The 21,374-nt window shown below is 60.0% G+C and carries 21 protein-coding genes and 1 pseudogene; 8 read left to right on the forward strand and 14 right to left on the reverse strand.

From position 1 onward, the window contains the following. Positions 1-69 precede the first annotated feature (69 nt). The 3 genes from NKK50_RS15695 (at position 70) to NKK50_RS15705 (ending at position 2,252) form a co-directional block, all read left to right on the forward strand. Positions 70-960 carry an adenylate/guanylate cyclase domain-containing protein gene (locus NKK50_RS15695; protein WP_023731706.1) on the forward strand — a complete coding sequence of 297 codons (891 nt, stop codon included), beginning with the start codon at positions 70-72 and terminating at the stop codon, positions 958-960. A gap of 92 nt (positions 961-1,052) precedes the next feature. Next, positions 1,053-1,319: a hypothetical protein gene (locus NKK50_RS15700; RefSeq protein ID WP_023731707.1), complete on the forward strand. Its 267-nt coding sequence runs from the start codon at positions 1,053-1,055 to the stop codon at positions 1,317-1,319. Positions 1,320-1,991: 672 nt separating this feature from the next. Then, the gene (locus tag NKK50_RS15705) at positions 1,992-2,252 is read left to right on the forward strand and encodes a hypothetical protein (RefSeq protein ID WP_023731708.1); all 261 of its coding nucleotides are present in this window, start codon (positions 1,992-1,994) and stop codon (positions 2,250-2,252) included. 239 nt (positions 2,253-2,491) lie between these two features. Here the strand turns inward: NKK50_RS15705 and NKK50_RS15710 are convergent, their stop codons facing one another. Beyond that, positions 2,492-3,499 (reverse strand): DMT family transporter, encoded by a 1,008-nt coding sequence (locus tag NKK50_RS15710; protein ID WP_084569994.1) that lies wholly within the window; start codon positions 3,497-3,499, stop codon positions 2,492-2,494. Positions 3,500-3,609: 110 nt separating this feature from the next. Between NKK50_RS15710 and NKK50_RS15715 the strand changes: the two genes are divergently transcribed. The 4 genes and pseudogenes from NKK50_RS15715 to NKK50_RS15730 all read left to right on the forward strand — a co-directional run. Further along, positions 3,610-4,251 carry a CGNR zinc finger domain-containing protein gene (locus NKK50_RS15715; RefSeq protein ID WP_023713722.1) on the forward strand — a complete coding sequence of 214 codons (642 nt, stop codon included), beginning with the start codon at positions 3,610-3,612 and terminating at the stop codon, positions 4,249-4,251. Positions 4,252-4,523: 272 nt separating this feature from the next. Next, the gene (locus NKK50_RS15720) at positions 4,524-4,727 is read left to right on the forward strand and encodes a CsbD family protein (protein WP_023682266.1); all 204 of its coding nucleotides are present in this window, start codon (positions 4,524-4,526) and stop codon (positions 4,725-4,727) included. A gap of 172 nt (positions 4,728-4,899) precedes the next feature. Beyond that, a complete protein-coding gene (locus tag NKK50_RS31345) occupies positions 4,900-5,235 on the forward strand; it encodes an ATPase domain-containing protein (RefSeq protein WP_488505275.1) in 336 nt (111 codons plus the stop codon). Positions 5,236-5,555: 320 nt separating this feature from the next. Continuing rightward, positions 5,556-5,705, forward strand: a pseudogene (locus NKK50_RS15730) (DUF3606 domain-containing protein); the annotation flags it as partial. 54 nt (positions 5,706-5,759) lie between these two features. On the opposite strand, the gene ligD reads toward NKK50_RS15730, so the two are convergent. The 13 genes from ligD to nanR all read right to left on the reverse strand — a co-directional run bounded on the left by ligD (position 5,760) and on the right by nanR (position 18,612). Next, the gene (ligD, locus tag NKK50_RS15735) at positions 5,760-7,529 is read right to left on the reverse strand and encodes a DNA ligase D (RefSeq protein WP_352543620.1); all 1,770 of its coding nucleotides are present in this window, start codon (positions 7,527-7,529) and stop codon (positions 5,760-5,762) included. A 96-nt stretch (positions 7,530-7,625) separates the two neighbouring features. After that, the gene (locus NKK50_RS15740) at positions 7,626-7,985 is read right to left on the reverse strand and encodes a DUF4112 domain-containing protein (protein ID WP_032998960.1); all 360 of its coding nucleotides are present in this window, start codon (positions 7,983-7,985) and stop codon (positions 7,626-7,628) included. Positions 7,986-8,040: 55 nt separating this feature from the next. Next, positions 8,041-8,535 carry a YidB family protein gene (locus NKK50_RS15745; RefSeq protein WP_023682271.1) on the reverse strand — a complete coding sequence of 165 codons (495 nt, stop codon included), beginning with the start codon at positions 8,533-8,535 and terminating at the stop codon, positions 8,041-8,043. 36 nt (positions 8,536-8,571) lie between these two features. Continuing rightward, positions 8,572-8,937, reverse strand: a complete 366-nt coding sequence (locus tag NKK50_RS31350) for a DUF6894 family protein (RefSeq protein WP_023730903.1) — start codon at positions 8,935-8,937, stop codon at positions 8,572-8,574. A gap of 41 nt (positions 8,938-8,978) precedes the next feature. After that, positions 8,979-10,955: a D-apionate lactonase family protein gene (locus NKK50_RS15750; protein WP_023730902.1), complete on the reverse strand. Its 1,977-nt coding sequence runs from the start codon at positions 10,953-10,955 to the stop codon at positions 8,979-8,981. Continuing rightward, the gene (locus tag NKK50_RS15755) at positions 10,952-12,046 is read right to left on the reverse strand and encodes an ABC transporter ATP-binding protein (RefSeq protein WP_023693333.1); all 1,095 of its coding nucleotides are present in this window, start codon (positions 12,044-12,046) and stop codon (positions 10,952-10,954) included. Before NKK50_RS15755 ends, NKK50_RS15750 begins: the two co-directional genes overlap by 4 nt. Positions 12,047-12,057: 11 nt before the next feature. Beyond that, on the reverse strand, positions 12,058-12,906 hold the full coding sequence (locus NKK50_RS15760) for a carbohydrate ABC transporter permease (protein ID WP_050587094.1): 849 nt from the start codon (positions 12,904-12,906) through the stop codon (positions 12,058-12,060). Then, positions 12,906-13,904: a carbohydrate ABC transporter permease gene (locus NKK50_RS15765; protein ID WP_352543621.1), complete on the reverse strand. Its 999-nt coding sequence runs from the start codon at positions 13,902-13,904 to the stop codon at positions 12,906-12,908. Before NKK50_RS15765 ends, NKK50_RS15760 begins: the two co-directional genes overlap by 1 nt. Positions 13,905-13,931: 27 nt before the next feature. Further along, entirely contained in the window at positions 13,932-15,587 is a 1,656-nt protein-coding gene (locus NKK50_RS15770) for an extracellular solute-binding protein (protein ID WP_023693331.1), read from the reverse strand. Between the two features lie 121 nt (positions 15,588-15,708). Further along, entirely contained in the window at positions 15,709-16,761 is a 1,053-nt protein-coding gene (locus NKK50_RS15775) for an NAD(P)-dependent oxidoreductase (RefSeq protein WP_023693330.1), read from the reverse strand. A gap of 14 nt (positions 16,762-16,775) precedes the next feature. Continuing rightward, positions 16,776-17,552: an HpcH/HpaI aldolase family protein gene (locus NKK50_RS15780; RefSeq protein WP_023730901.1), complete on the reverse strand. Its 777-nt coding sequence runs from the start codon at positions 17,550-17,552 to the stop codon at positions 16,776-16,778. 47 nt (positions 17,553-17,599) lie between these two features. Next, positions 17,600-17,905 (reverse strand): putative quinol monooxygenase, encoded by a 306-nt coding sequence (locus NKK50_RS15785; protein WP_023693328.1) that lies wholly within the window; start codon positions 17,903-17,905, stop codon positions 17,600-17,602. Next, the gene (nanR, locus tag NKK50_RS15790; RefSeq protein WP_352543622.1) at positions 17,905-18,612 is read right to left on the reverse strand and encodes a transcriptional regulator NanR; all 708 of its coding nucleotides are present in this window, start codon (positions 18,610-18,612) and stop codon (positions 17,905-17,907) included. Before nanR ends, NKK50_RS15785 begins: the two co-directional genes overlap by 1 nt. Before the next feature lie 1,101 nt (positions 18,613-19,713). Between nanR and NKK50_RS15795 the strand changes: the two genes are divergently transcribed. Next, positions 19,714-21,351, forward strand: coding sequence for a methyl-accepting chemotaxis protein (locus NKK50_RS15795; protein ID WP_023693326.1), 1,638 nt, complete (start codon positions 19,714-19,716; stop codon positions 21,349-21,351). Positions 21,352-21,374 lie beyond the last annotated feature (23 nt).

The following is a 21,374-nucleotide window of genomic DNA, read 5'->3' on the forward strand; positions in this document are numbered from 1 at the left end:
GCAGATATGTTGCAGGCGACCTCGTGTGCTATACACGCACGCTGAGTTTTCGGGTCGGACACGAGATCGATGGATCAGGAGACGCTTCTTGCCGCAGTCCTCTTAGCTGATGTCGTGGGCAGCACGCCGCTCTATGAGCGGATCGGAGACGATGCCGCTCTACAGCAGGTCTCGGATTGCCTGGACACGATGCGCGAGATTGTCGCCAAGCACCGTGGTGATTTCATTTATTCGAAAGGCGATGACATACTCAGCCTCTTCGAGAGCCCGGAAATGGCGCTGAGGGCCGTCTGCCAAATTACCCATCAACTGACTAAAGGGCCGTTGAGCGCCCGTATCGGATTGCATTTCGGGGCGGTCATTCGCGCGCGGGGCGCGATATTCGGTGACGTTGTCAATGTCACTGCAAGGTTGTCCACCACGGCGAACCCCGGAGAGGTGCTGATCAGCCAGAGCTTCTGCGAAGCCCTTTCCCCGAGAAGCCGCAAGGGCCTGCGGCTCCTCGACAAAATGGCCTTGAAGGGGAAGCAAGAGTTCTTCGATGTCTATACCCTGTGGAGCGACGATGGGGCCCCCGGTACGCAGATCACCAGCCATGGCGCCACTACAGATAGACGCTCGGTCCTGCCGCGGCAGATTCATCTGGTCATCCGCTACAGAGATCAGCTGCGATCCTGTCGAAACGGCGAATCCGTGACAATCGGCAGATCGGCGGAATGCGATATCATCGTCGAGCGGCCCTGGGTATCGAGGCGCCACGCCGCCTTCACCATATTGAATGGCAGAGCTCGGCTTCTCGAACGAAGCTCTTCGGGCACATTTGTGTCCATGGGACTCGGCCATGAAGTATTCGTACGCCGTGAAGATATTATCCTCTTCGGCTCCGGCGTCATCTCGCCTGGAGTGAAGTCGGCCCTCGACGAAGCCCAGCTTCTTCACTACGAAATTGTCTCGGATTGACCCGGCCCGGATACTAGCTCGACCGGTTTCGAGCTGGTTCGCTGGCGCCTCAATGTCGCGCCGTACTCTTTGACAGCCATTGGAATCGACCGTTGACAAATGTGCCAAGGCCAATCCAGGAACGTCTGCTCTCGAAGTTGAACTGCGAAGAGCTGACTTCCGTTTCCCTCGCTGAGTTCGACGGAGCCGCGGCCGGTGCATCTCCCTCGCAGGATGCGGAGTTCTACCTGCTCCGAGGCTACATTCTGCAGGTGGATGGTTTCGGCAGCAAGCTGGCCCGCTCGATCGATGACGCGCTAGGTCTTGCCGCGAAAAGGCCGGTGCGTGGGAATTGTGCTGGACTGTCGGCCAGACAATGAGCTGGCGACGGGAGCGGCCGGCTGTAGCGGGATGCCCGGACCAATTCCCCGCCCTGTGTCGCCTTGATATCCCCAGGCGCTGAAGGTCAGCACAGGCTGTTGCAGCCCGGGGTCGATGAACGCTTCATCAGACCATTTGCGCCGCAATAGCTCCTCGACCACCTGCGAAGGCTCGCGATTGGGCTACCGTCACGAAATTGGCGCAGAAGCGCAGACCACTGACATATCGCGACGTCGAGATGGAGCTCGATACCACCGTGTTTACAGCACCGGGGGGAGATTCCTCTTGGGCCGATCGAGTTCAAGTTGGTGCGCCACATGCTCGAGGATCCTGAAAGGTGATCAGCCGTGATGAATTCATCGCAGCTGGCCGGTCGCAGAAAGCCAGTGTGAGCGCCCAGGTGGTCGACGTTCACATGAGCCAGTCGCGAAAGTTGTTGAAGCAGTTGTCGCAGAGTTGCCATTCGCACCGTGCGGCTTGCCGGCTATTCTCTCGATGACACTGCGGGCTGACGATCTCGGCGATTGGGTTCAGAAAGGTCGCTGCGTGAGGCCGCAAGGGGACCCACGCGATGGGAACGGTCTTGGCAGCTAGGGGACTTAGCGCCACCAACATTGCAGCCGTGGCGCTACGCCAATTGAGAGAAAGTCGAGGCGTATAGAACAAGCGACATGAGCGTGTCGGATTGTTTGCATTCAAACAACCTTCGCGACGCTATCCGTGCCTCCGCCTTGCTGGTGCCGGAGGAAATCATGACGTCGCCCGACAATTCGGTCGAACTCGTTCGCGACAAGAAGTGGACGGTCCGCGTCAACGCCTACGGCAGCACCCTGACGTTTCCGTTCGAAGCCGAAAGCTATGCACGTTCTTATGCCGATGGTCAGGCATTCCGTCTCGGGGTTCAGGTGGCCGAACTGAAGCGATGCGGCTGACAGTCTGTCGACGTGTTGGCGGATAGCCTGCATTGCCATCGGAACGAATAGGTCGCTGATTGCAGCCTCGCGATTTTTCCATCAAATCCCGCCTGCAATCTTGACAGCAACTCGGCAAAAGCCCTCGCCGACTAGTGTTGTCATATGAGCTGGAGCTTTCCTCGCCGCCGGTGGTAGGTGGGATACGCTGCCGGGAGAGCGCTCTTTTCGCATAGACGAGAACCTTGTGCTTTTTCATCTCAAGGCTGATTGGCGGCTGGATGCGCGCGCCGTCTTTCATGTTCTGCCACGGCCCGCGCGGAGCGTGGAATCAACGGCGGGGAAGCGGATGATGTTTCCTGTTTGCGCTCGCGTAGCGCAAGAAACGCTGCGAAGAGCATGATAGCCATGCCGATGATGTCGATCAGGCTAACCTCCTCGCCGTAGGTGATCATGCCAAGCACGACGGCAATCACGGGTGAGACGAAGGCAAATGCTCCGGCGCGCGAGGCGCCGATTTCGTGCAGGAGCCGGATAAAAAGTGTGTAGCCTATGAACGAACCAAACAGCACGAGGAACAGCCACCCGACCCAGGCCGGCCAGCCCCAATCGCCTTTTAGAGCCGCGGCCGCGCCTGGCTCCACAACGAGTGAGATGAGAATTAGGAATGCGCCCCCGAAAAGGGTGGTGAAGCCGGCGATGAAGTCCGATGAATATACCTCAAGAAGCGGCCGCGCGAGCACCGAACCCCATGCATAGATTACAGCTGCCGACGCCACCGCTGTCATCGCCAGCAGCCGGAGCCCCCTGCCCTGCTGGTCTGCGTGTGTCCAACCAGCATAGGCCTCGGGCCCGAACAGGATGCACAGACCGGCCGCACCGAGCAAAATCGCAAAAAGCCTGCGGCCGTCATAGCGTTCGTCCCCCAGAAGCAACGCAAATCCAAGCAGCGTGACAGGGGTCAGCGAAAGCTCAAGAACAGCCGCGGTGCCCGTATCGACATAGAGCATGCCCCAAAAGAGTAGGCCATAGCAAAGCGGAATCATGAACAACGTAACAACGAAAAGGCGCGGCCAGTTCCTTTTCGCCACCCGTGGTAGAGCAGCGCCCCTTAAGCGCGTCGCACTGAGGATCAGCAAGCCGGCTACTGTAAAACGCGTGCCTGCGAACATCAGAGGCGGCACGGTGGCGATCCCTGCCTTGATACCGATCCACGTGGTGCCCCAGATCACACATAAAACCAGAAATGTCGCTGTGTTGCGGTTCATCGGAAGCAGCCTTCGCCGGGTCGTTGTTGGTTCGTTGTAACGGCCAAAAGACGTTTATTTCGTTACAACGGCCTCTTGCCAATACGGTTCCGCAAACCGATGTTTCCGGGATGGATTTTGCGAAGACTATCGTCGACATGCGCATGGTTGGCGGTCACGCCTGCCTGGACTTCGTCAACACGGTCGACGCGCGACGCGATGTATGGGGGCCAGACCTCTTGCAGACCTATGCCGACCTGGTCGTCTGGGCTGGACGTGCCGATTTGATCGACGTCGATGAGGCGCGAGCACTGCTCGTGGAGGCTTCCGCCCGCCCGCTCCTTGCGGAGGCGGCATTGGAAAAGGCCAAGATTTTGCGCGAGGCCGTTTACGCGGCTCTCCAGGCCGAGGCGGCAGGCGCCCGGGTGCCGGACGATGCCTTGCAAATCGTGCGCGATGCAGTCGCCCTAGCCCTGCCGAAGCGCTCGCTTTTCCCGTCCGGCGACCGCCTCGCTTGGCAGTGGACCGACGCAGCCAGTCTGAACACGATCGGCCACCGCGTGGCCTTTGAGACAGCCGAGTTTTTGGTGTCCAGGAATGACCGCCGCCGCGTGCGCGAGTGCACCGGGCCGAACTGCGGTTGGCTTTTCATCGACACCTCGCGTGGCGGGCGCAGGCGGTGGTGCTCCGATGAGAGCTGCGGCACACGCAGCCGGGTAAGGCGCTTCAGGGCAAAAGCCGCAGGGAACATGGCTCCCAACAGCAAGAATTAGTATCTGACGCCAGGCTTGGATGACGAACGCAGCATAGTTGGCTTCATGCTATCCCTGTCGGTGTTTGTCCAACGAAGCCGGTCTCGCGAGCGACTGTGGCCAAGACGGTGGAGAACACGGCCGGCGCGGCAAGCCATCATCGCGTTCCAGAGCGGGTTGCTTCGGGCCGCCTACCTCGCCACGCTTCGATGGGTCGATCTGCTCAAACTTGACGGGAACTCCGGTAGCCTGACGGCGTTTTTCTCAGTCCGAAACAAACAAGGATAGGTGCCATGGACTGGAACCGTGTCGAAGGCAATTGGAAGCAGGTAAAGGGCAAGGTCAAGGAACAGTGGGGCAAACTCACAGACGATGATCTGGACCGTATTGCCGGTAACCGCGATCAGTTGGAAGGCAAGATTCAGGAGCGCTACGGCATTGAGAAGGACCGCGCTCAGCGCGACATCGATGACTGGTATGGCCGGCAAGGCTGGTAGGTTGCCGGTTCCAAAGTGAACTTGAAAAAGGGCTCCGAGAGGTACGGCGCCTTTTTTTCCGCGTTTCCTGTCGCCTTTTCGTGAGTCTCACGACAAGAGCGCTCACCGAGAGACGTGGAACCGCCAAAGGTGCCCGTCGTTATCTGGTTCTCGAAATTACATCGGGGATTAGTTGGACAGAGAGGACGCCTCAGCGATCGCAACTGGAGTTAGCGCGCTCGACTACATTCTTCGTGGCGGCTCCGCCTGGAACCGCTCCCATCTCATCGAAGGGAAACCAGGTTCTGGAAAGACCACTCTTGGCCTCCAGTTTTTGATCGAGGCGCCAAGAAAGGCGAGACATGGCTGGTCTAGCGCTCTGGCCGAGCCATCAGTTCCGAAAAGACCGCCTCTCGAGCTCCCATATGCCTCTGCAACATTGCGAGAGCTCCGGCGTGGTCTATGCGGCCGACCTTGTGATGAAGTCCAACTCGTGCCTCGGCACTGTGACCCGGGTCATGCGTCGTAGACGAAACTTTGGGCTTTCCCGGAGCGCAGCTTTGTCGCCTTCGTGGTCACTGCCCGCCATTTTGCTCAAGATCCTCGTTGATAGCCCGGATGCGCATCTGAATCATCTGCGACCCGTCTGGGTTCCTACTGGCGTCGTAAAAACCAAGAGGCCCGCAGGCAGGCTCGATCAACGGTCAGCTATCCCGAACAGCAAACGAAATCACCCTCGCCTTCGGCCAACCAACTTTCGCCAGATCACCTTCGCAATGGCTGCGGCCCCAGTGAGGGGCCGGGAACATACAACGTCGGTCGTTGTTTCTCTGATCAGGAGGAAAGATAATGGCAGACGATAAGAGCAAGCGTGATTTTCGAGATCACAACCGTGTATCAGTCGATGAAGATTATGAGGTTCGCTATTTCGCCAAACAGCATCGTATCACGCCAGAACAGGTCCGCGAGCTAATCAGAGAACACGGCAACGACCGGAAGAAGCTCGAACGCGAGGCAAGAAACGGGCTGATATCGGCTGATGGTCGCGACGTATCACGCGGCTTTTCGACGAGCGGGTCTGAAAGGCTGCGCGAGCGTGAAAACGTCTGGCCGGATGCCCGCCTCGACTTGCTTCCATGTGACCGGGTGGGCAATTGGGAAGCCGGGCCGCGCTCGCGGGGAAAAAGCGCCTATTGCGGTATTGCCCCGTCCGTTGCGGAGATAGTCGAGAAAGATCCGGCCTCCTCGAGCTGCGGGGTCAGCTGACAACAGGTATCGGTCAGGATCGGTATCAACCAGACGGTGGGCGAGCGACTTGGCCAGTTTCCGGGCGCTGTCATGGGTCACCTTCGCAACGAGCTGGGCCATCAAGTGGATGCCTTTGCCGCCGGTGACCTTTGGCCAGCTCTCCAAGCCTGCCGCTTCCAAGATGCCCCGTAGCGCCAGCGTGGCCTCGATAACAGCGTCCCATGGGACGCCTTCTCCGGGATCGAGGTCGAGGACGAGCCGGTCCGCATTTTCGATGTCGTCAATCGTCGCGTTCCAAGGATGAAGCTCAACGGCATCCATCTCGACCAAGCCAAGCAGACCATCCATGTCATCTATCCATACCCGAATGCCTTCGCCGCCTTCGCGCTTTTGAACCCCGAGCTGGTGCACGGACGCCGGTATCCGAGGTAGCGGTCCCTTGTGATAGAAGGTTGCGCCGGAGGCGTGGCGGACCAGCTTCAGCGGTCGCCGAACCAGATGAACTAGAGCTTGATCAGCGACCCGCCGCCAATAGTCTGCCAGCCCTTCCTTGGAAGGTGCAACCGCATCGGGTAGCAGCTGGAGAATGTTCTCGCGCGGGACGCCGTGTTGTCCTTCCGACCTCCGCTTGGAGGGCGATGGAGGCTTGGGCGGGATTGCCTTAAGATCCTCGCGTAGTCCCTTGAAGACCGCCTCCCGCAAGATGCCGCGGTCAGACACGCCACTGAATTGTACCTCGGCAAGAACGTCTGGTTTGACCCATGTCGCCTTGGGCTTCTTGATCGGCTCCGACAGCGGTGACTTGGCGATTACAAGCGGATCAAGCCGCTCCCTAACGCGCCGGGCTGCGTCCAGCGTATAGCCGGTCTGGGCCTTCCCGGCATAAAGCAGCCGGTCGCCCTCTCGCCTGCCGATGTACAACGATGCGATGCGGCGCGGCTGCGCGCCAAGTTTGTCGACGAAAGCCACGATTGGAAAAGTGTCGCTCTTGACACATTTGACCTTGACCCAACTGGTCTGGACGCCCGAGCGGTAGTGAGCATCCGCTCGCTTCGATACGATTCCCTCTATGCCCATCCGGCAGGCATGGTCGAACATATCCTTGCCGTTCACCTCCAGATGCTCGGCATAAGTCAGGGTTGGCTCGGTTTCGGTCAGCAGCTTCTTCAGCGCAGCCTTGCGCTTCACTAACGGTTGTTCCCGTAGATCACGGCCATCGAGGTACAGGAGGTCGAAAGCGTAGAGAGTCATCCGCAGCGAACTTGGGTTGCCCAGCTCACGTTCCAGGGCTTGATAGTCCGGCAGACCGGTGTCGCCCAGGACGACAGCTTCACCATCGATGATAGCGGATTTGACCGGCAAGCTTGCCGCGGCCTGAACAATCCTCTTGTAACGGTGGGACCAATCGTAGCCGCGACGCGTGAATGCTCGCGCCTTTCCGCCTTCAACGACCAGCTGCGTCCTGTAGCCGTCATATTTGATCTCGTGAAGCCAATCTCCGCCTTCGGGAGCTTTCTCGACCAGTGTGGGCGATTGGAACTCGATGAACGAAAGCCGGTCAATGGCACTGGTCATATGCTCGCGACTCCAGGAATCGCGACTCAAGCCCCAGCGCCCCTGTCGGTTCCGAGCCTTTTAGAAGAATTGCATCGCGACGATTGGTTATCCGCCTCACTTGTTGATGTGACGGCGCAACAGAGTGATGTTGCGATTGTTCGCCTTAAAATAGACGTCGAAGATCGAGCCGAGAATTGGGACACTTCCTACGAGCGTATCCAGCAGCACGTTGCCTAGCATGCGGGCGACCAACCCATTTCCGGCACCGACGTTTCGAGCTCGCAAGACGATGTAGGCCGAGACAATGCCCGTCGCCGCATCTCCGAGTACGGGAACCAGACCTACGAGCGCATCCAGTCCAAAACGAATTGATGTGCCTGGAATGCGCCAGCGGGAATCGAGTAGCGCGGCCAATAGATCCAACTCGGCAAGTACGTTTGCTGTATGACCACCGTGACCGCCCTGCCCGATCATGCCAACTCGCGCGCCAGTACGATTTAGTATCTCTCCCTGATGGATAGCCGTCACCTTAGATATCGCTTTGACCGCCTGAATTCGCTTGCGTCCTGTGCGATGGCACGTCGTCGAGCAAGGTCGTCTCACCGGAGCTTTTCGGCGCCTCAACGGGCAATTCACCAGTAGGCGTCATCTTGCTGACGGCCTCAGGCAAATCTCGCGTGATCCGGCTTATGAGCTCCTCGCGCGATAGGCCGGTCTGCATCGAGAGGGAAGTCAGGGTGTCTTCGTCTATGGCTGCTTCCACCTCGCTTGGCTGGATCGGCTCGTTCGGCCCGGTGCCTACCCATGAATCGACCTTCGATCCGGCGCCTGCCCCTCTGAACCGGTCGAGAATATCGCCAAGCGCGGTCCCCGAAACGCCTTTTGAAAGCTGATCCAGAATCCCGCCTTGCGGATCATTTGGGTTGCGATCGCCCGCTCCACGGATCATGTCGCCGATCTTGTCGCGATTTTGGTATGCCAAGACGCCGAGCATCGCGATCGCCAATTTTCCTAGGTTAGCCATTGGTACCTCCACTGTTCAATGGACAAGGGCTCAACATCACAAAAGTTCCGACCGGCGACGATCTAATTGAATAAGGGCTGGCGTATCGACACAGACGTGAGCGGTGCTGCCTAACCGGCTTGTTTCCGTTTTTTGCGGTGCGGCTTCGGCCTCGCAGACGCTGATCGTGCAAAGCTCGTTGCCTGCCTGATCGCGCATGCGCACTAACCATCCGGTCATATCGTCATCGCCCAGATCAGCCAACAGGCCGATTACGCAACGGATCGCTTCGGCGCGAGCGGCCTCAAAACTTCGCGTCTCGGCAGGCGGAACCTGGCGAGCCTGGTCGCCGTGGCGATAGTAGAACGTATAAGCGAGATGGATCCCACGCGCTGCCTTAGAGTATGGAACTACCACCCTCATCTTTGACGGGGGTTTGGCCAAACAGCGAACATCGGCTAGGCCTAAGACGATCGATCGAGGTCGACTCGCGCGACGGCGTAGGCGCCAAGCGAGATGCTTTGATCATCCAGCGGTCTTGCGGAACTTTCCATGAAGTCGGGATCGGTTGCCGCCCGCTCGAACTGCTCGGCGCCGAGAAGAGCAATGCGGGCGCTGCTCGGCGAATCCGAAAGCCGCACAGATTGCGTCTTGGCGGTAAGGTTAGCGACCCACAGGGTCACGCGGCGATCTTTTTCAGCCGCGATCGTCACGACGCCGTCACAGCCGGAAGTTCCTACGGACAGCAAGGTGGCTCCGCCGAGCTTTGAGAGACCAGCCAAGACATGGAAAGCGGGATAGACCGTTGGGCCATCCTGCTGGTCATACCATGGCTGCACGAAATCAGCCTTCCTATGGATTTGGCCAAAGGGGCCAGCGAAGTCACCGAACGCGACGGCCTCGATTCCTTCGCGAGCGCAGGCCGCGAAATATCCGACAGTCCAAGCCGCATTGAACAGCCCGCGCTGACGAGGATCAATGCGCGATAGACAGACGCGAGCGTTCGCTTCATTCGGCGCAGTGGATTTCCTTCCGTATGGGTTCTCACGGCAGCCGAGCTGGATGGGACCGATACGCAGTGGCAAGCGTTCCCCCATGAAAGCATGCGCGGAGCGGATTAGATGGGGGATTGCCTGAAGTGTCTCCATCACCGAGACATCATCTGCGGCGTGCACGCTTGGACAGGTGGTGAAGGTCACGTAGTCGAGCGCTTCGGCTGGCGGACGCTTGCGGTTGAGTTCGGTGAAGTAAGCGGCCATGCCGCCGCCCAGCGCGATGCCTGGGAAAGCCCGGCGAGCAGCGGAGTAGCTTTCGTGGAAGCTGGGCATAGTCGGCCACGGTGCTCCCGGCTGTACGGATGTCATGTCCTGCGCCGGAAATACGGAGACAGCTTCTAGTTTGAGGCCGAGTGAGTGGACAGCATCCGCGACCGGCGCCAATTCGCCGAATGGATCGCGCGTGCCCTTGGTGACAATCTCGAGGACCACGCCAGCGCCGGTCAGCCGTGCGAGCGCGGCGTAGCTTTCTAGTTCGTCCTGGCCGTGTGCGATCCGGAGATCGACCTGGCAGACCATCCACTGGGGAGCCATTCGTCGTAGGAGCTCGGGGGTTTCGAGCGCGTGCTTTGCCTCGTCGGCGGCGACGCCGACGCCAGTGCGGGGCACTCGGCCGACCGGTCCGCCGATGGTCAGGTTGATGAGTGGATTGCGATTTTCAGACGTCCCGGCAGGGAGCGTTCCTGACACGTGAAGCCGGACGGCCTGCGTGAATTTCTGGCCCCTGGGCAGTCTGTAAGGCCACGGGCGACGCAGAGGGCGGACATATGTTTTATAGGAGGCGTCAGACCAATTGCGTTGGTCCTCCATCTCAAAGGCATCACCCTCCATGGTGCATGTCGCCCAGATCCCAGGCGCGATCTCGTGCGACAACGCCCGGATGTCGGTGAACGGACATTTTGGATCGATGTGGTCCGGAAAGAACGATAGCTCGTCGTGACCATCCTCATGCAGCACCTTTATCGGCTTGCCGGCTAAGCCCTCGATCGGATGAAGGACGACGAAGCCGGTCCGATTCGTCAAAACGTCAGTCTCGGGCTCTGCCTCCGCCACAAACGACAGCGCACCATCGCCACTGCCTGAGACGCGCGCCCGGTAAATCAGGCGGCCGGATGTTGCGGCACATGTTGCACGGTATTCAATGGCGAACGCATCCGGCCTCTCGTCGATCCGGAGATCATCGAGAACGGTGGTACATGTTCCCCAGTTTTCGTCCCGTACAAGAAACGAGATTCCGCGCAAGATCTCGATCGTCCCGACGTGGATGTAACGCAACGCCCCATTGTCGAACGCGACCGACAAGGATCCGGCGCGCAGTGTGCGCAGCGGTGCCTCGAGCTCTTCGGTGCCACACAAGCGGACTGCCAGGGAAGCTGCCGAGGTCAAATTGCGCGCTCCGTCGTGGCGTCGAAGATCGAGGCCCGGTTCATGTTGATGTCGATCGCAAGCTTCTCGCCCGGACGGCTGACATCGTGCGCCTGCAGCTCAGCCATCACCGGCACGCCGGCCAGTCGGAATGTCGCGTAACTGCGCGAGCCGGTCGGCTGCAGCAGGTCGATCGTTGCCTCATAGCGAAACGTGCCCTGCTCCGGCGTTGCAGTGTGCGCACGAGTGAGGTGTTCTGGCCTCAACCCGAGCAGCACCTGCTGTCCGTCCGCGACGCCCTTCAGCCCCCTGCCGCGCGCTAAAGGCAGCAGTGCATCCGCGAGCCGGATGGCAGCGGCGCCTGCGTCCAAGGCAAGGGTACCTGGCAGGAAGCTCATCCGCGGCGAACCCAGGAACCCAGCGACGAACGTTGAGGCCGGGTGCTCGAACAACTCGAGTGGCGCGCCCTGCTGCTCTATCAACCCGTCGCGCATCAGCACGATGCGGTCAGCCAACGTCATCGCTTCGATCTGGTCATGGGTGACGTAGATCATCGTTGTCGCAATGTCCTGGTGAAGGCGTTTGATTTCGCCGCGCATTTCGTCGCGGAGTTGTGCGTCGAGGTTGGACAGCGGCTCGTCGAACAAAAAGATGCGGGGGTTGCGGACTATGGCGCGGCCGATGGCGACGCGCTGGCGTTGGCCACCGGACAATTGGCGCGGAAAACGCCCCAGCAACGGAGTGATCCCAAGCATGCGTGCCGCCTCGGCCACGCGCACCTCGACCTCTGGCTTCGGCATCTTGCGAGCCTTGAGGCCGAAGCCAATGTTCTTGGCCACGTTCATATGCGGATAGAGCGCATAATCTTGAAACACCATTGCCACGTCGCGATCGCGCGGCCGGAAATCATTAACCACCTCGCCGCCAATCTCGATCGTGCCTTGTGAGCTCTCCTCCAGTCCTGCGATGGTCCTCAGCAGAGTGCTCTTGCCGCAACCGGAGGGCCCAACCAGGACAGTGAACTCGCCGTCGCGGATGTGGAGGTCAATGCCGCGCACGGCATGGAACGCGCCGTAGCGCTTGTGCAAGCCGGTAATTCTGACTTCGGCCATGCCTTCCCTTCCTATCCGCGAACGGCGCCGAGCGTCAGCCCGCGCACGAGATGTCGTTGAGCAAGCACTCCAAGGGCGATCGATGGCACAAGGGAGACGATGGCAAGGGCCGCGGCTTCGCCGTATTGCGCGCCCTGGAAGCCGATGAAGGCGCGGAAGACCGTTGGCAGCGTAAAGGCAGTTCGGCTGGTCAAGATCAGAGCGAAGAAGAACTCCGTCCAGCATGCAATGAAGGCGAAGACAGCCGCCGCGACAATGCCTGGTGCTGCCAGCGGCACGGCAACGCGCCAGAACGCCTCCCATCTCGTGCAGCCATCGACGAGGGCCGCCTCCTCCATCGACTTCGGCATGCCGCGGAAATAAGCAAACATCATCCAAACGGACACCGGCAGCGTGAAGACCGTGTAAGCTATGATCAGCCCGATATGGGTATCGTACAGCCCAACGCCGCGGTAGATAAGGAATACCGGCAGGACAATGCCGATCGGGGGCAGGAAGCGCTGCGACAGCACCCAGAAGGACAGATGCCGGCCGCCCGTGTCGTAGCGCGCCAGACTATAGGCCATCAGCGTGCCTATCAGTGCCGAAAGCACCGTGGCCGAAAGCGAAATAATCAGGCTGTTGATGAGCCCGTCGAGACCACGATAGGCGAACAGCGCAGCTTTGTAGTGGACAAGCGTCGGAGCGGCGGGGAACCAGACAGGCGGTACGGTGAGGTAGTCGTCGCTGGGCTTGATGGAGGTGTTGAACATCCAGTAGAGCGGCCACATCACGAACACCAGGAAGAACCCCAGCAGCAGAATTCGGCCGATCGGCAACGACCGGCGTTTCCTGCGGCGGGCGGGCGCGACGGCGGCCATCAGACCGGTTCTACCTTCAAGAGCCGACGCACCAGCAACGTCACGATGAGCGCCGTAAAGATCAGGAACAGCCAACTTCCTGCTGTTGCCTGCGACAGATGAAACTGCGTGAAGCCGATGGTATAAAGATAATAGGAGGCCGTGTAGGTTTGTGTTCCTGGGCCACCCCCTGTCATGATGAAAATGGTATCGAACATACGGATTGCGTCGAGCAGACGGAAGGTCAGCGCCAGCAGCATCATCGACCCGAGATGCGGGAGCGTGATCGCCCAAAAAACCTGCCAGGCGTTGACGCCGTCGAGTTCTGCCGCCTCATAGAGATTGGGTGGGATTGCGGTCAGCCCGGCGAGCAGGATGACGAACATGAACGGCGTCCACTGCCAGACATCGGCGATGATCAGCGAGACGTAGAGCCACGGGCGCTCCGTCATCCAGCCGATCGTAACCTCCTGCCCCAATAGTTGCGTCAGGACACAGTTGGTCGGTCCAAAAGGCCGCTGTAAGAGCAGCGTCCAGGCTTGGCCAACGATGACCGGGCTGATGAACAGCGGCACGATCAGGATCGACATGATCACACCGCGGCCCGGAAAGCTGCGCACCATTGTCAGCGCCACCAGGAGGCCGAGAACGAACTCTATAGCGACGCTGATGCCCGACAGCGATGCTGTCAGCAACAGCGACCAACGTGCTACGGGATCGAACACGACCCGCTCGAAGTTCTTCAATCCGACAAAGGCGTGGCCCGGCACCTGGAAGTCGTAGTTGATGAAGGATACCACCAGCGAGAACAGAAGCGGATAGATCGACAGTGCCAATATCAGCAGCACAGCGGGGGCGACCAGCAGCCACTTGAAATGACGGTCAGCCCATTGGGCAAAGGCAGACAGCCGGGGCGGTGCGCCGGCGGCCTTCAAATGGCGGATCGTGGCTGTGGGCTGCATAGGCGTATCCAATCGCCGCTTAGCGGGGAGGTGTTGCGAGCCAAGCGCCCGCAACACCAATTGCTCCAGAGAGTCCGCCTCCCTTCAGAGGGTGACCGCCATGCCAAGTTTTTCCACCGTGTTGTCGGCGGTGGCGCCAGGCAGTTTCAAGAACTCGGTGTAGAAGCCCTTCTGCGAATCCACACCCAGTCGGTCGGTCGTCTCGTTCCACTCGGCGGCCGCCGTTTCAAGCGACGCCTTCGGATCCGCACCAGCCCACACCGCCGTGCACATGCGATCGATGCTCAAGAAGTAGTCCTGCGCGCCTGGCATGATCGGGTCGAGCAGACCGACGTTTGCCGAGTTGTTGAGGTTGGCAAGGTACTCCTTGGCACTCGGGAAGAGCGCGCCGTAGAGCTCGGACTTGAAGTGCGAGATGCGGTACGGGTCGCGTAGCGCGTAGGGCAGCATGCAACGTGCCAGCGAGACGGGTGGCGAGCATACCCACTGCATGAACAGATACGCCGCCTCAGGGTTGGGCGAGTCGGCCGACAGTGCCTTGTTGTAGCCGGTGGCATGTTCCGGATTTCCCGGAACCACGGCATAGCCGACCTTGCCGGCGATTTGGGACTGCGGAATGAAGTTGATTGCCGTGGCCGACTGCGAATAGTTCGCCGCCATACGGCCGCTAGGAGGCCAGGAATAGATCATCGCGACTTTGCCGGTCAGGAAAGCCGCCCACAAGGAGACGGCGTCGAGCTCGTTGTTGCCGGGGATCGAGGCCTTGTTTGCGGCGAGCATGTTTGTCAGCGTCTTGACGCCGGCATCCGAAACCAAACCTGCCTTCATGTCGTCGCCGAAGAGTTTTCCGCCGTTGGCCCGGTACTGCTGCAGAAAGTCGAACTGATTGCCGGGGCTGCCCGCCTTGCGGAAATGTCCCGCGCCATAGACCTTTGGCGCCATCTGGTCGGTGATGAACTGGGCGATCTGGGCATATTCTTCCCATGTCTTGGGCGGCCCAAGCTTGGCGTTGAACTTCGCCTGGTAAGCCTCCATCATTTTCGGATCCTCGAAAATGTCCTTGCGGTAGTAGAGAGCGAACATGTCGCCGTCGTCGAAGAACCCCCAGATCTTGCCCTTGTAGGTCGGCAGCGCCTTGTACAGGGGATGATAGTCCTCGAGGTCTGCCGGGTTCATGTATTTGGCGATGTAGTCGTCTAGCGGGGCGATGACGCCGCCATCGGCAAGCGACGGCGTCCAGGCCGGCGAGATGTCGAGGACGTCATAGGCACCCGAGCCGGCGATGTGCTCGGCGACCGCCTTGGAGTACTGGTCCGGGTTCGACAGCTCGACGACATTCGACTTCATCCCGGTAAGCTGCTCCCACATCGGCCCACTGAAATTGCGCGGGTCGAGTGCCTGCAGGCCAGCCTCGTAGGTCATGTTGAGGGTGACGCCCGAATGCGCCTTGGCCGCCTCCGCCGCGCGAAAGGCGGAACCGTCCGCAGGCCCTTCCTTCGATGCTTTCAGGGCTGCGGCCTGCGCCTGGCCGAGCGGCGACGTGGCGTCCGCCAATTCCAATGTTTGCTGCGCCAGCGCCCAATCGGTCATCATCCCCAGCAGCGGGCCGGACACGGCCAACATGCCGGTCATCTGACCGAAGCGGGTGATGAAAGTTCGGCGGGTGGTTTCGCCGCGCATGAAGGCGTCGACCTCTGCTTCGAGACCTGCCTGAAAGTCACGTTTTTCACGATCGTTCATAGTGCTTGGTCCTCCCATTTTCCTTTTGCTTCACTCGTCCGCCGGCGCAGCGGTCAAGCATTTCCTCCCGTAAGGTCGCCGCAAACAGGCCGCGGCGGCGCGCCGAAAATCAGTGTCACTCCTAGGTTCCAAAGCGGGCGGCGAGCCCAGACAGCCTGGTCTTCCACAGCTCGCTCGAAAGCACCTCGCGATTGACCACGCCGCGCGGCTCGCGACCGCGCTGCACCTCCATTACCGCTTTGACGTCCGCCGCACCGTTGCCGGCAAAGCACTGGTCGGTCCAGCAAAGCGCGTGCGGCGCCAGGATGACATTGTCGAGTTTGAGGATCGCATCGTCTGCGTCGGGAGGCTCTTGTTCCAGCACGTCGAGACCGGCGCCGGCGATGCGGCGCTCCTGCAGTGCTTGCGTCAGCGCTTTCTGGTCGACGATCGGGCCGCGCGCGGTGTTGATCAGGTAAGCTGTCGGCTTCATCAGGGCGATCCGCTCGGCATTGACGATGTGGTGGGTCTGGGGTGACAGGGGGCAACTCACCGACAGCACGTCGGCGCGGCGAAACAGATCCTCCGGCCCTACCAGCTCGACGCCCAGGTCGGCAGCGACCCCCTTGTCGGCAAACGGGTCATGGGCAATGAATTGCATGTCAAAGGGCTTCGCCAAGCGGAAGACCTCGGCACCGATGTTGCCGATGCCCAGCGACCCAAGCGTACGCCCGACGAGGCCGACCCCCATATGTTCGGAGCGCTTCTCAAAACCAACAGACCCTTTGCGGGTGAGCGCGTCCTTTGTCAGCAGCTTGCCGGTCAGCGCCAGCATGAAGGTGATGACGGATACGGCGACGGGCCGTCGCACGCCATCGGGCGTGATGACCAAGGCAATACCGGCTGCGGTGCATGCCTCAACGTCGACAGTGTCGTAGCCGACCCCGAAGCGGGCAACGACGGCCAGGCGGCCGCTCCTGGGCACACTCGTGGCATCGAAACGATGGGCGAGGAGGATCAGCGCATCGAAATCCTCAAGTTGGTCGGCGCGAAGCGGACTGTTTGACTCCAGGAACACCATCTCGACAGCTGTCGCATTGCGCAGCGGCTCCAGATCGAAATCTGGGTAGGTCGGCGAGCCGTCCGGCCTGCGGAAATCACCGGAAAGCGCCACCCTGAATTTCACGCTGTCCATCGTCTCCTCCGCTCCTATTGGCACCCGGCCCGGATCTTGGAAACCGCGTCGGCGATCGCGTCGTGCAGGACCCAAACGTCGCCTGAATAACAAATGAAATCGAAGCCCTTTGCGTAGAACTCGTGTCCCTGGGCGACGTTGGGCACCAAGCGTCCAAGCGATTTGTTGTGCTTCTTGGCGGCGGCAACGATTTTGGCCATTGCAGCAGTGAAAGTGGGGTGGGCGAAGTCGCCAGGAATGCCGAGCGAGACGGACAGATCGAAATGTCCAACCCACAGACAATCGACCCCGTCCAGTCCCGCGATGCCGTCAATGTTCTTGACGCCGTCGGCGGTCTCGATCAGGCAGATGAACGTCGAGCGCTTGTTGGCGGCCTCGAATTTATCAGCGACCGAGCCTGGCCGGTAGCGGTCATGAGCGATCTGCAGCGCCACGCCGCGGGCGCCGGCAGGGTGGTACTTCATGGAATTGATGATGTGCTGCGCCTGTTCGACGCTGCTCACCATCGGCGCGATCAGGCCTTCGGCGCCCATGTCCATGGCGCGGGCAAGGAAGTGGTAGTCCTGCGATGGCACACGCACCATGACCGGCAGGTCAGCCGCCTCGAAATAGCGGATCGCACTCTTCAGCGTTTCCAAGTTAAATCCCGAATGCTCCATGTCGAAAAAGACGAAATCGCAGCCAGCGGACTTCAGGATGTGACCGATTCCCGGCGTGGCGAACTCGGCGACGAGCGTACCGAGCTTGACCCGCCTGTGAGAAGCTAACGCCCTGAGACTTGGCTCCGACATGCACTTCCTCCCGTTTGCCCCAATGGGCCAATCCGCCTATGTTCGCTTCAATGCGTGGCTTCAAGAACGAGGTCGCAGGTCGTCACCAACTTGGTCACGACGAGCGGCGCGCTCTGCGTATTGAATTCGTCGAAATGAGCGGTGCGGCAGTGGTCCTCGAATGCGGCCTCGCTATCGTAAATCTCATAGAGCAGGACCCGATCCGGTTCGCCGCGCGCCTCCGTCACGTCAAAGCGGCGACAGCCGGCCTCGGTGCGCATCGAGGCGGTCGCATTGGCGTCGACTAGTTCACGGAATCTGTCCCGGGCACCAGGCCTCAGGCGGAAATCGACCCAGACGACAAATCCGGTCATCACTTGGGCCTCGCAAGTTGCAGATACCGCTTGGCCACATATTCGAGATGGCTGCGCATGGCCGCCTCTGACGCGTCTGGATCGCGCGCGGCGACGGCCTCGAAGATTTCGCGATGAGCCTGGTAAGCCTTGCGGTCTTCACCCTTGGCCAATGTGGTGCGACGCTGTTCGAGCAACCATTCAGCCAACGCCGCGTGAATAGCTGTAAAGATCCGATTGCGGGTGATTACCGCCAGCACGTAATGGAAGTCTACGTCCGTGCGCTCGAAGCGCGCCAGATCGCCGATCGACTGCCGGTTGAGTTCGAGCGCCTCCTTGAGGCTTTCAACGTCTTCCGGGGTAGCATGCACAGCGGCGTTGCGGGCAAGACCGACCTCGAAAAACAGCCGCGCGCTCTGGAAGTCGTGAACCCCTCCCGGCGCCGAAATCATGTGCCGAGCCGGCCCTGAAAGGGCGTCGATCACGAATTGAGGAGTGGGTCGAGTGACGCGGGCACGCTCCCCCGATTTTATCTCGACAAGGCCCATTTTGCTCAGATGCAGCAGGGCCTCACGGATGGAAGGCCGCCCTACCCCGAACTGCCGCATGAGTTCCCGTTCAGATGGGAGACGGTCGGCTTCGGCCAACTCTCCCTCTCGGATCATCCGCTCGAGGTGCGCTGCCACCTCGTCCGAAAGCTTCCGCTGCTTGATCAGAACTCCGACCATGTGGCATACCTGTTATACCAATCAGGTACGTTATGATCCCATAGCACCCCTTGTCAACGAGATCTAAGCATCCGGTGGCCGGGCCCTTAAAGCGACTCCGTCGTTGTCGAGGCGTCCTTTGCGACGCCTTCAATGTCTTCACGAAGATTTCAGTAACTTGAGGGAGAGCGAGCACAATCTGCTCGGTGTTCCGATCGGGAACGGTCTTCGAACCCTGGGTCGGTGGTCAGTTTGAACCTGCGGTGTGGACCCCAGGAGTGCCACCGGGCCGTGCTGGCCGAGACCTACCGAACCGCCTGCTTATGAGCTGGGACATGAGCCCTCGATGGCAAGTAGACCTCGACCTGAGCAAGATCAGCGAATGGAAGCGGGTTCACAGCCGAGGCGGAAAACGCGAACTCTCGCTGCTGGACCCCTTTGGCAATACGCCTGCTCCATCTCGTAATCTTTTTCCCCGCCGCAATGTCGCAAAGGAAGGGATTGTCGGGTTAGTCCCCTCTACGCTCCAGAGCGCTCGTCACGTTGTGCTCATCCTTGTGCGGTTGGCGGCCGCCGCTTGAGGATGCGCATTTGAAACTGTCTCAAGATCATTTTAGTCCTGAGGGGCCTCAGGCGGGGGCGCTTGCCATTTAGTTATCGTCACCTGCGCATGTCGAACCCGTACTCGGCGCCAATCTACGCGCTGGCCAGTTGCGACATGTGGTTTCGGCGATCCGCTTTCAGTGCGACGATCATGCTGGACGGCTGATATGAGGCGCGTTCCCGCCTGGCAGCTTAGGGGCAGCAAGCAGGACGTCGGCTTTCTTGCCTCGACCTGGCCTAAGCAGTCATTCAATTCGTGGCCTCAAGCAGCTCGTCCACGCTCCTCCTGACGCGGCGTGCCATCCAGCCGATCTCGGGCTGATGTGCGTGGACGGCAGTCGTCCTTTGACCACCGCTTCTGGCGGCGCCGATTGGCGAGCCGCCTCGCCATCATTAGCTATGGAACGGAAAAGAAACCATTCAGCATCAGACTACCGCTTTTCGACGCACCTTTTCGAATATGTCGGAACGAGCGCTTGTCGCGCAGCCCACGATGCCCCCCATTGGTGAACCGGTTCCATGAAGAGTCTGACAATACGCCACCGCATCCTCGTCAGTTTCGCAGCCGTTCTGGTGGTCATGTCCGTGATAGCCCTCATCGCGTACGCCTGGTTTCTTCAGGCGGGGGAGGAGGCGACTGAGGTCGAGAAGGGCATCCTTCCGGACCTTTATCACAGTACCGAGATCATGACGGGCCAGATGGCGGCCCATAGTCTGCTTCAGGAATATGCCCTTCAGGACAACCCGGCAGACAGAAGCACGGTTGCAAACGCGATCACGACCAATCGCAACCAGGTGCAGCGGTCGATGGACGACTATGAGGCAACGATCGTCTCCGATATCGACAAGCAGAATTATGCAGCCGTCAAACAACTCGCCAACCAATTCCGTCTGGCTGAAACTGCTGTGCTGGAAACAAGCCGGGCTGCCTTGTCGAAAGGTGAAACTCCCAATGAAAGCCCAGCTATCAAGAACGAAGTAGAGCCGATCTTTGTAAAATTGCAGTCCGCTCTGCAGGCCATGGTTGAGGATCACAGAGGCGAGGCAAACAGCGCGACGCAGCGGATCAGCTCGATCGTCAGAACGGCCGAAGTCGGTTTGAGCGTTGGCTTGTTGATAGCCCTCGGGCTAGCCCTTCTTTTGGGTTACCAGCTGTTTCGCGCCATTACAGGTCCGCTCACCCGTTTGGTCGACGCGGTTCAATTGATGCGGCAAGGCGACTTCAGCGAACGGCTCGATCTGAGGCGCCGAGACGAATTCAGCGTGCTTGCCGACGGCTTCAACGCAATGGCGGACGATCTCACAACCCTCATTGGTCAGGTTCAAAGGTCCAGCATACAGGTCGGCACGTCGATAACTGAGATCGCCGCCACCTCCAAGCAACAGCAGGCAACTGCGACTGAAATCGCAGCGACCACAACAGAAATCCGAGCGACAGCCAAGGAAATCTCCGCCACATCAAACGAACTGGTCCGCACGATGAACGAGGTCTCCATAGTTGCCGAACAAACCGCTGCCGTGGCTGGCGGGGGGCAAGCGGGGCTGACCCGTATGGAAGAAACCATGCAGCAGGTCATGGAAGCGGCTGGCGCGATCAATTCCAAACTGGCGATCCTGAGCGAGAAAGCCGGCAGCATCAATCAGGTGGTGACGACCATCACCAAAGTGGCCGATCAGACGAACCTGTTGTCGCTCAACGCTTCCATTGAGGCGGAGAAGGCAGGCCAATATGGCCGGGGTTTTGCAGTGGTGGCGACGGAAATCCGAAGGCTCGCGGACCAGACAGCTGTCTCCACCTACGATATCGAGCAAATGGTCAAGGACATCCAGTCGGCAGTCGCGGCCGGGGTGATGGGCATGGACAAGTTTTCCGAGCAGGTCCGTCGGGGTATGCAGGACATCCAGCAGGTCGGCGGGCAACTCTTCGAGATCATTCAGCAGGTTCAGGGGCTGGTGCCACGTTTCGAAGTCGCCAATGAAGGCATGCAAGCACAGGCGACCGGCGCGGGGCAGATCAGCGACACGCTAACCCAGCTAAGCGAGGCAGCTCAGCAAACAGTCGAGTCCCTTCAGCAATCGACGCTCGCGATCGACGAGCTCAATCAAGTCTCAGGCGGCATGCGAAGTAGCATATCGAGGTTCAAGCTACGAGCATAGCGAGCCGGCAGTAGGAGGTGACA

The sequence above is a fragment of the Mesorhizobium sp. M0001 genome, assembly GCF_040324255.1.
Classification (GTDB): Bacteria; Pseudomonadota; Alphaproteobacteria; order Rhizobiales; family Rhizobiaceae; genus Mesorhizobium.

Excerpts from the sequence above, each read along its gene's own strand:
- NKK50_RS15695 (WP_023731706.1), top strand. The coding sequence starts at position 70 with ATGGATCAGGAGACGCTTCTTGCCGCAGTCCTCTTAGCTGATGTCGTG.
- NKK50_RS15705 (WP_023731708.1), top strand. The coding sequence starts at position 1,992 with ATGAGCGTGTCGGATTGTTTGCATTCAAACAACCTTCGCGACGCTATC.
- NKK50_RS15710 (WP_084569994.1), bottom strand. The coding sequence starts at position 3,499 with ATGAACCGCAACACAGCGACATTTCTGGTTTTATGTGTGATCTGGGGC.
- NKK50_RS15715 (WP_023713722.1), top strand. The coding sequence starts at position 3,610 with ATGGATTTTGCGAAGACTATCGTCGACATGCGCATGGTTGGCGGTCAC.
- NKK50_RS15720 (WP_023682266.1), top strand. The coding sequence starts at position 4,524 with ATGGACTGGAACCGTGTCGAAGGCAATTGGAAGCAGGTAAAGGGCAAG.
- ligD (WP_352543620.1), bottom strand. The coding sequence starts at position 7,529 with ATGACCAGTGCCATTGACCGGCTTTCGTTCATCGAGTTCCAATCGCCC.
- NKK50_RS15740 (WP_032998960.1), bottom strand. The coding sequence starts at position 7,985 with ATGATCGGGCAGGGCGGTCACGGTGGTCATACAGCAAACGTACTTGCC.
- NKK50_RS15745 (WP_023682271.1), bottom strand. The coding sequence starts at position 8,535 with ATGGCTAACCTAGGAAAATTGGCGATCGCGATGCTCGGCGTCTTGGCA.
- NKK50_RS31350 (WP_023730903.1), bottom strand. The coding sequence starts at position 8,937 with ATGAGGGTGGTAGTTCCATACTCTAAGGCAGCGCGTGGGATCCATCTC.
- NKK50_RS15755 (WP_023693333.1), bottom strand. The coding sequence starts at position 12,046 with ATGGCCGAAGTCAGAATTACCGGCTTGCACAAGCGCTACGGCGCGTTC.
- NKK50_RS15760 (WP_050587094.1), bottom strand. The coding sequence starts at position 12,906 with ATGGCCGCCGTCGCGCCCGCCCGCCGCAGGAAACGCCGGTCGTTGCCG.
- NKK50_RS15770 (WP_023693331.1), bottom strand. The coding sequence starts at position 15,587 with ATGAACGATCGTGAAAAACGTGACTTTCAGGCAGGTCTCGAAGCAGAG.
- NKK50_RS15775 (WP_023693330.1), bottom strand. The coding sequence starts at position 16,761 with ATGGACAGCGTGAAATTCAGGGTGGCGCTTTCCGGTGATTTCCGCAGG.
- NKK50_RS15780 (WP_023730901.1), bottom strand. The coding sequence starts at position 17,552 with ATGTCGGAGCCAAGTCTCAGGGCGTTAGCTTCTCACAGGCGGGTCAAG.
- NKK50_RS15785 (WP_023693328.1), bottom strand. The coding sequence starts at position 17,905 with ATGACCGGATTTGTCGTCTGGGTCGATTTCCGCCTGAGGCCTGGTGCC.
- nanR (WP_352543622.1), bottom strand. The coding sequence starts at position 18,612 with ATGGTCGGAGTTCTGATCAAGCAGCGGAAGCTTTCGGACGAGGTGGCA.
- NKK50_RS15795 (WP_023693326.1), top strand. The coding sequence starts at position 19,714 with ATGAAGAGTCTGACAATACGCCACCGCATCCTCGTCAGTTTCGCAGCC.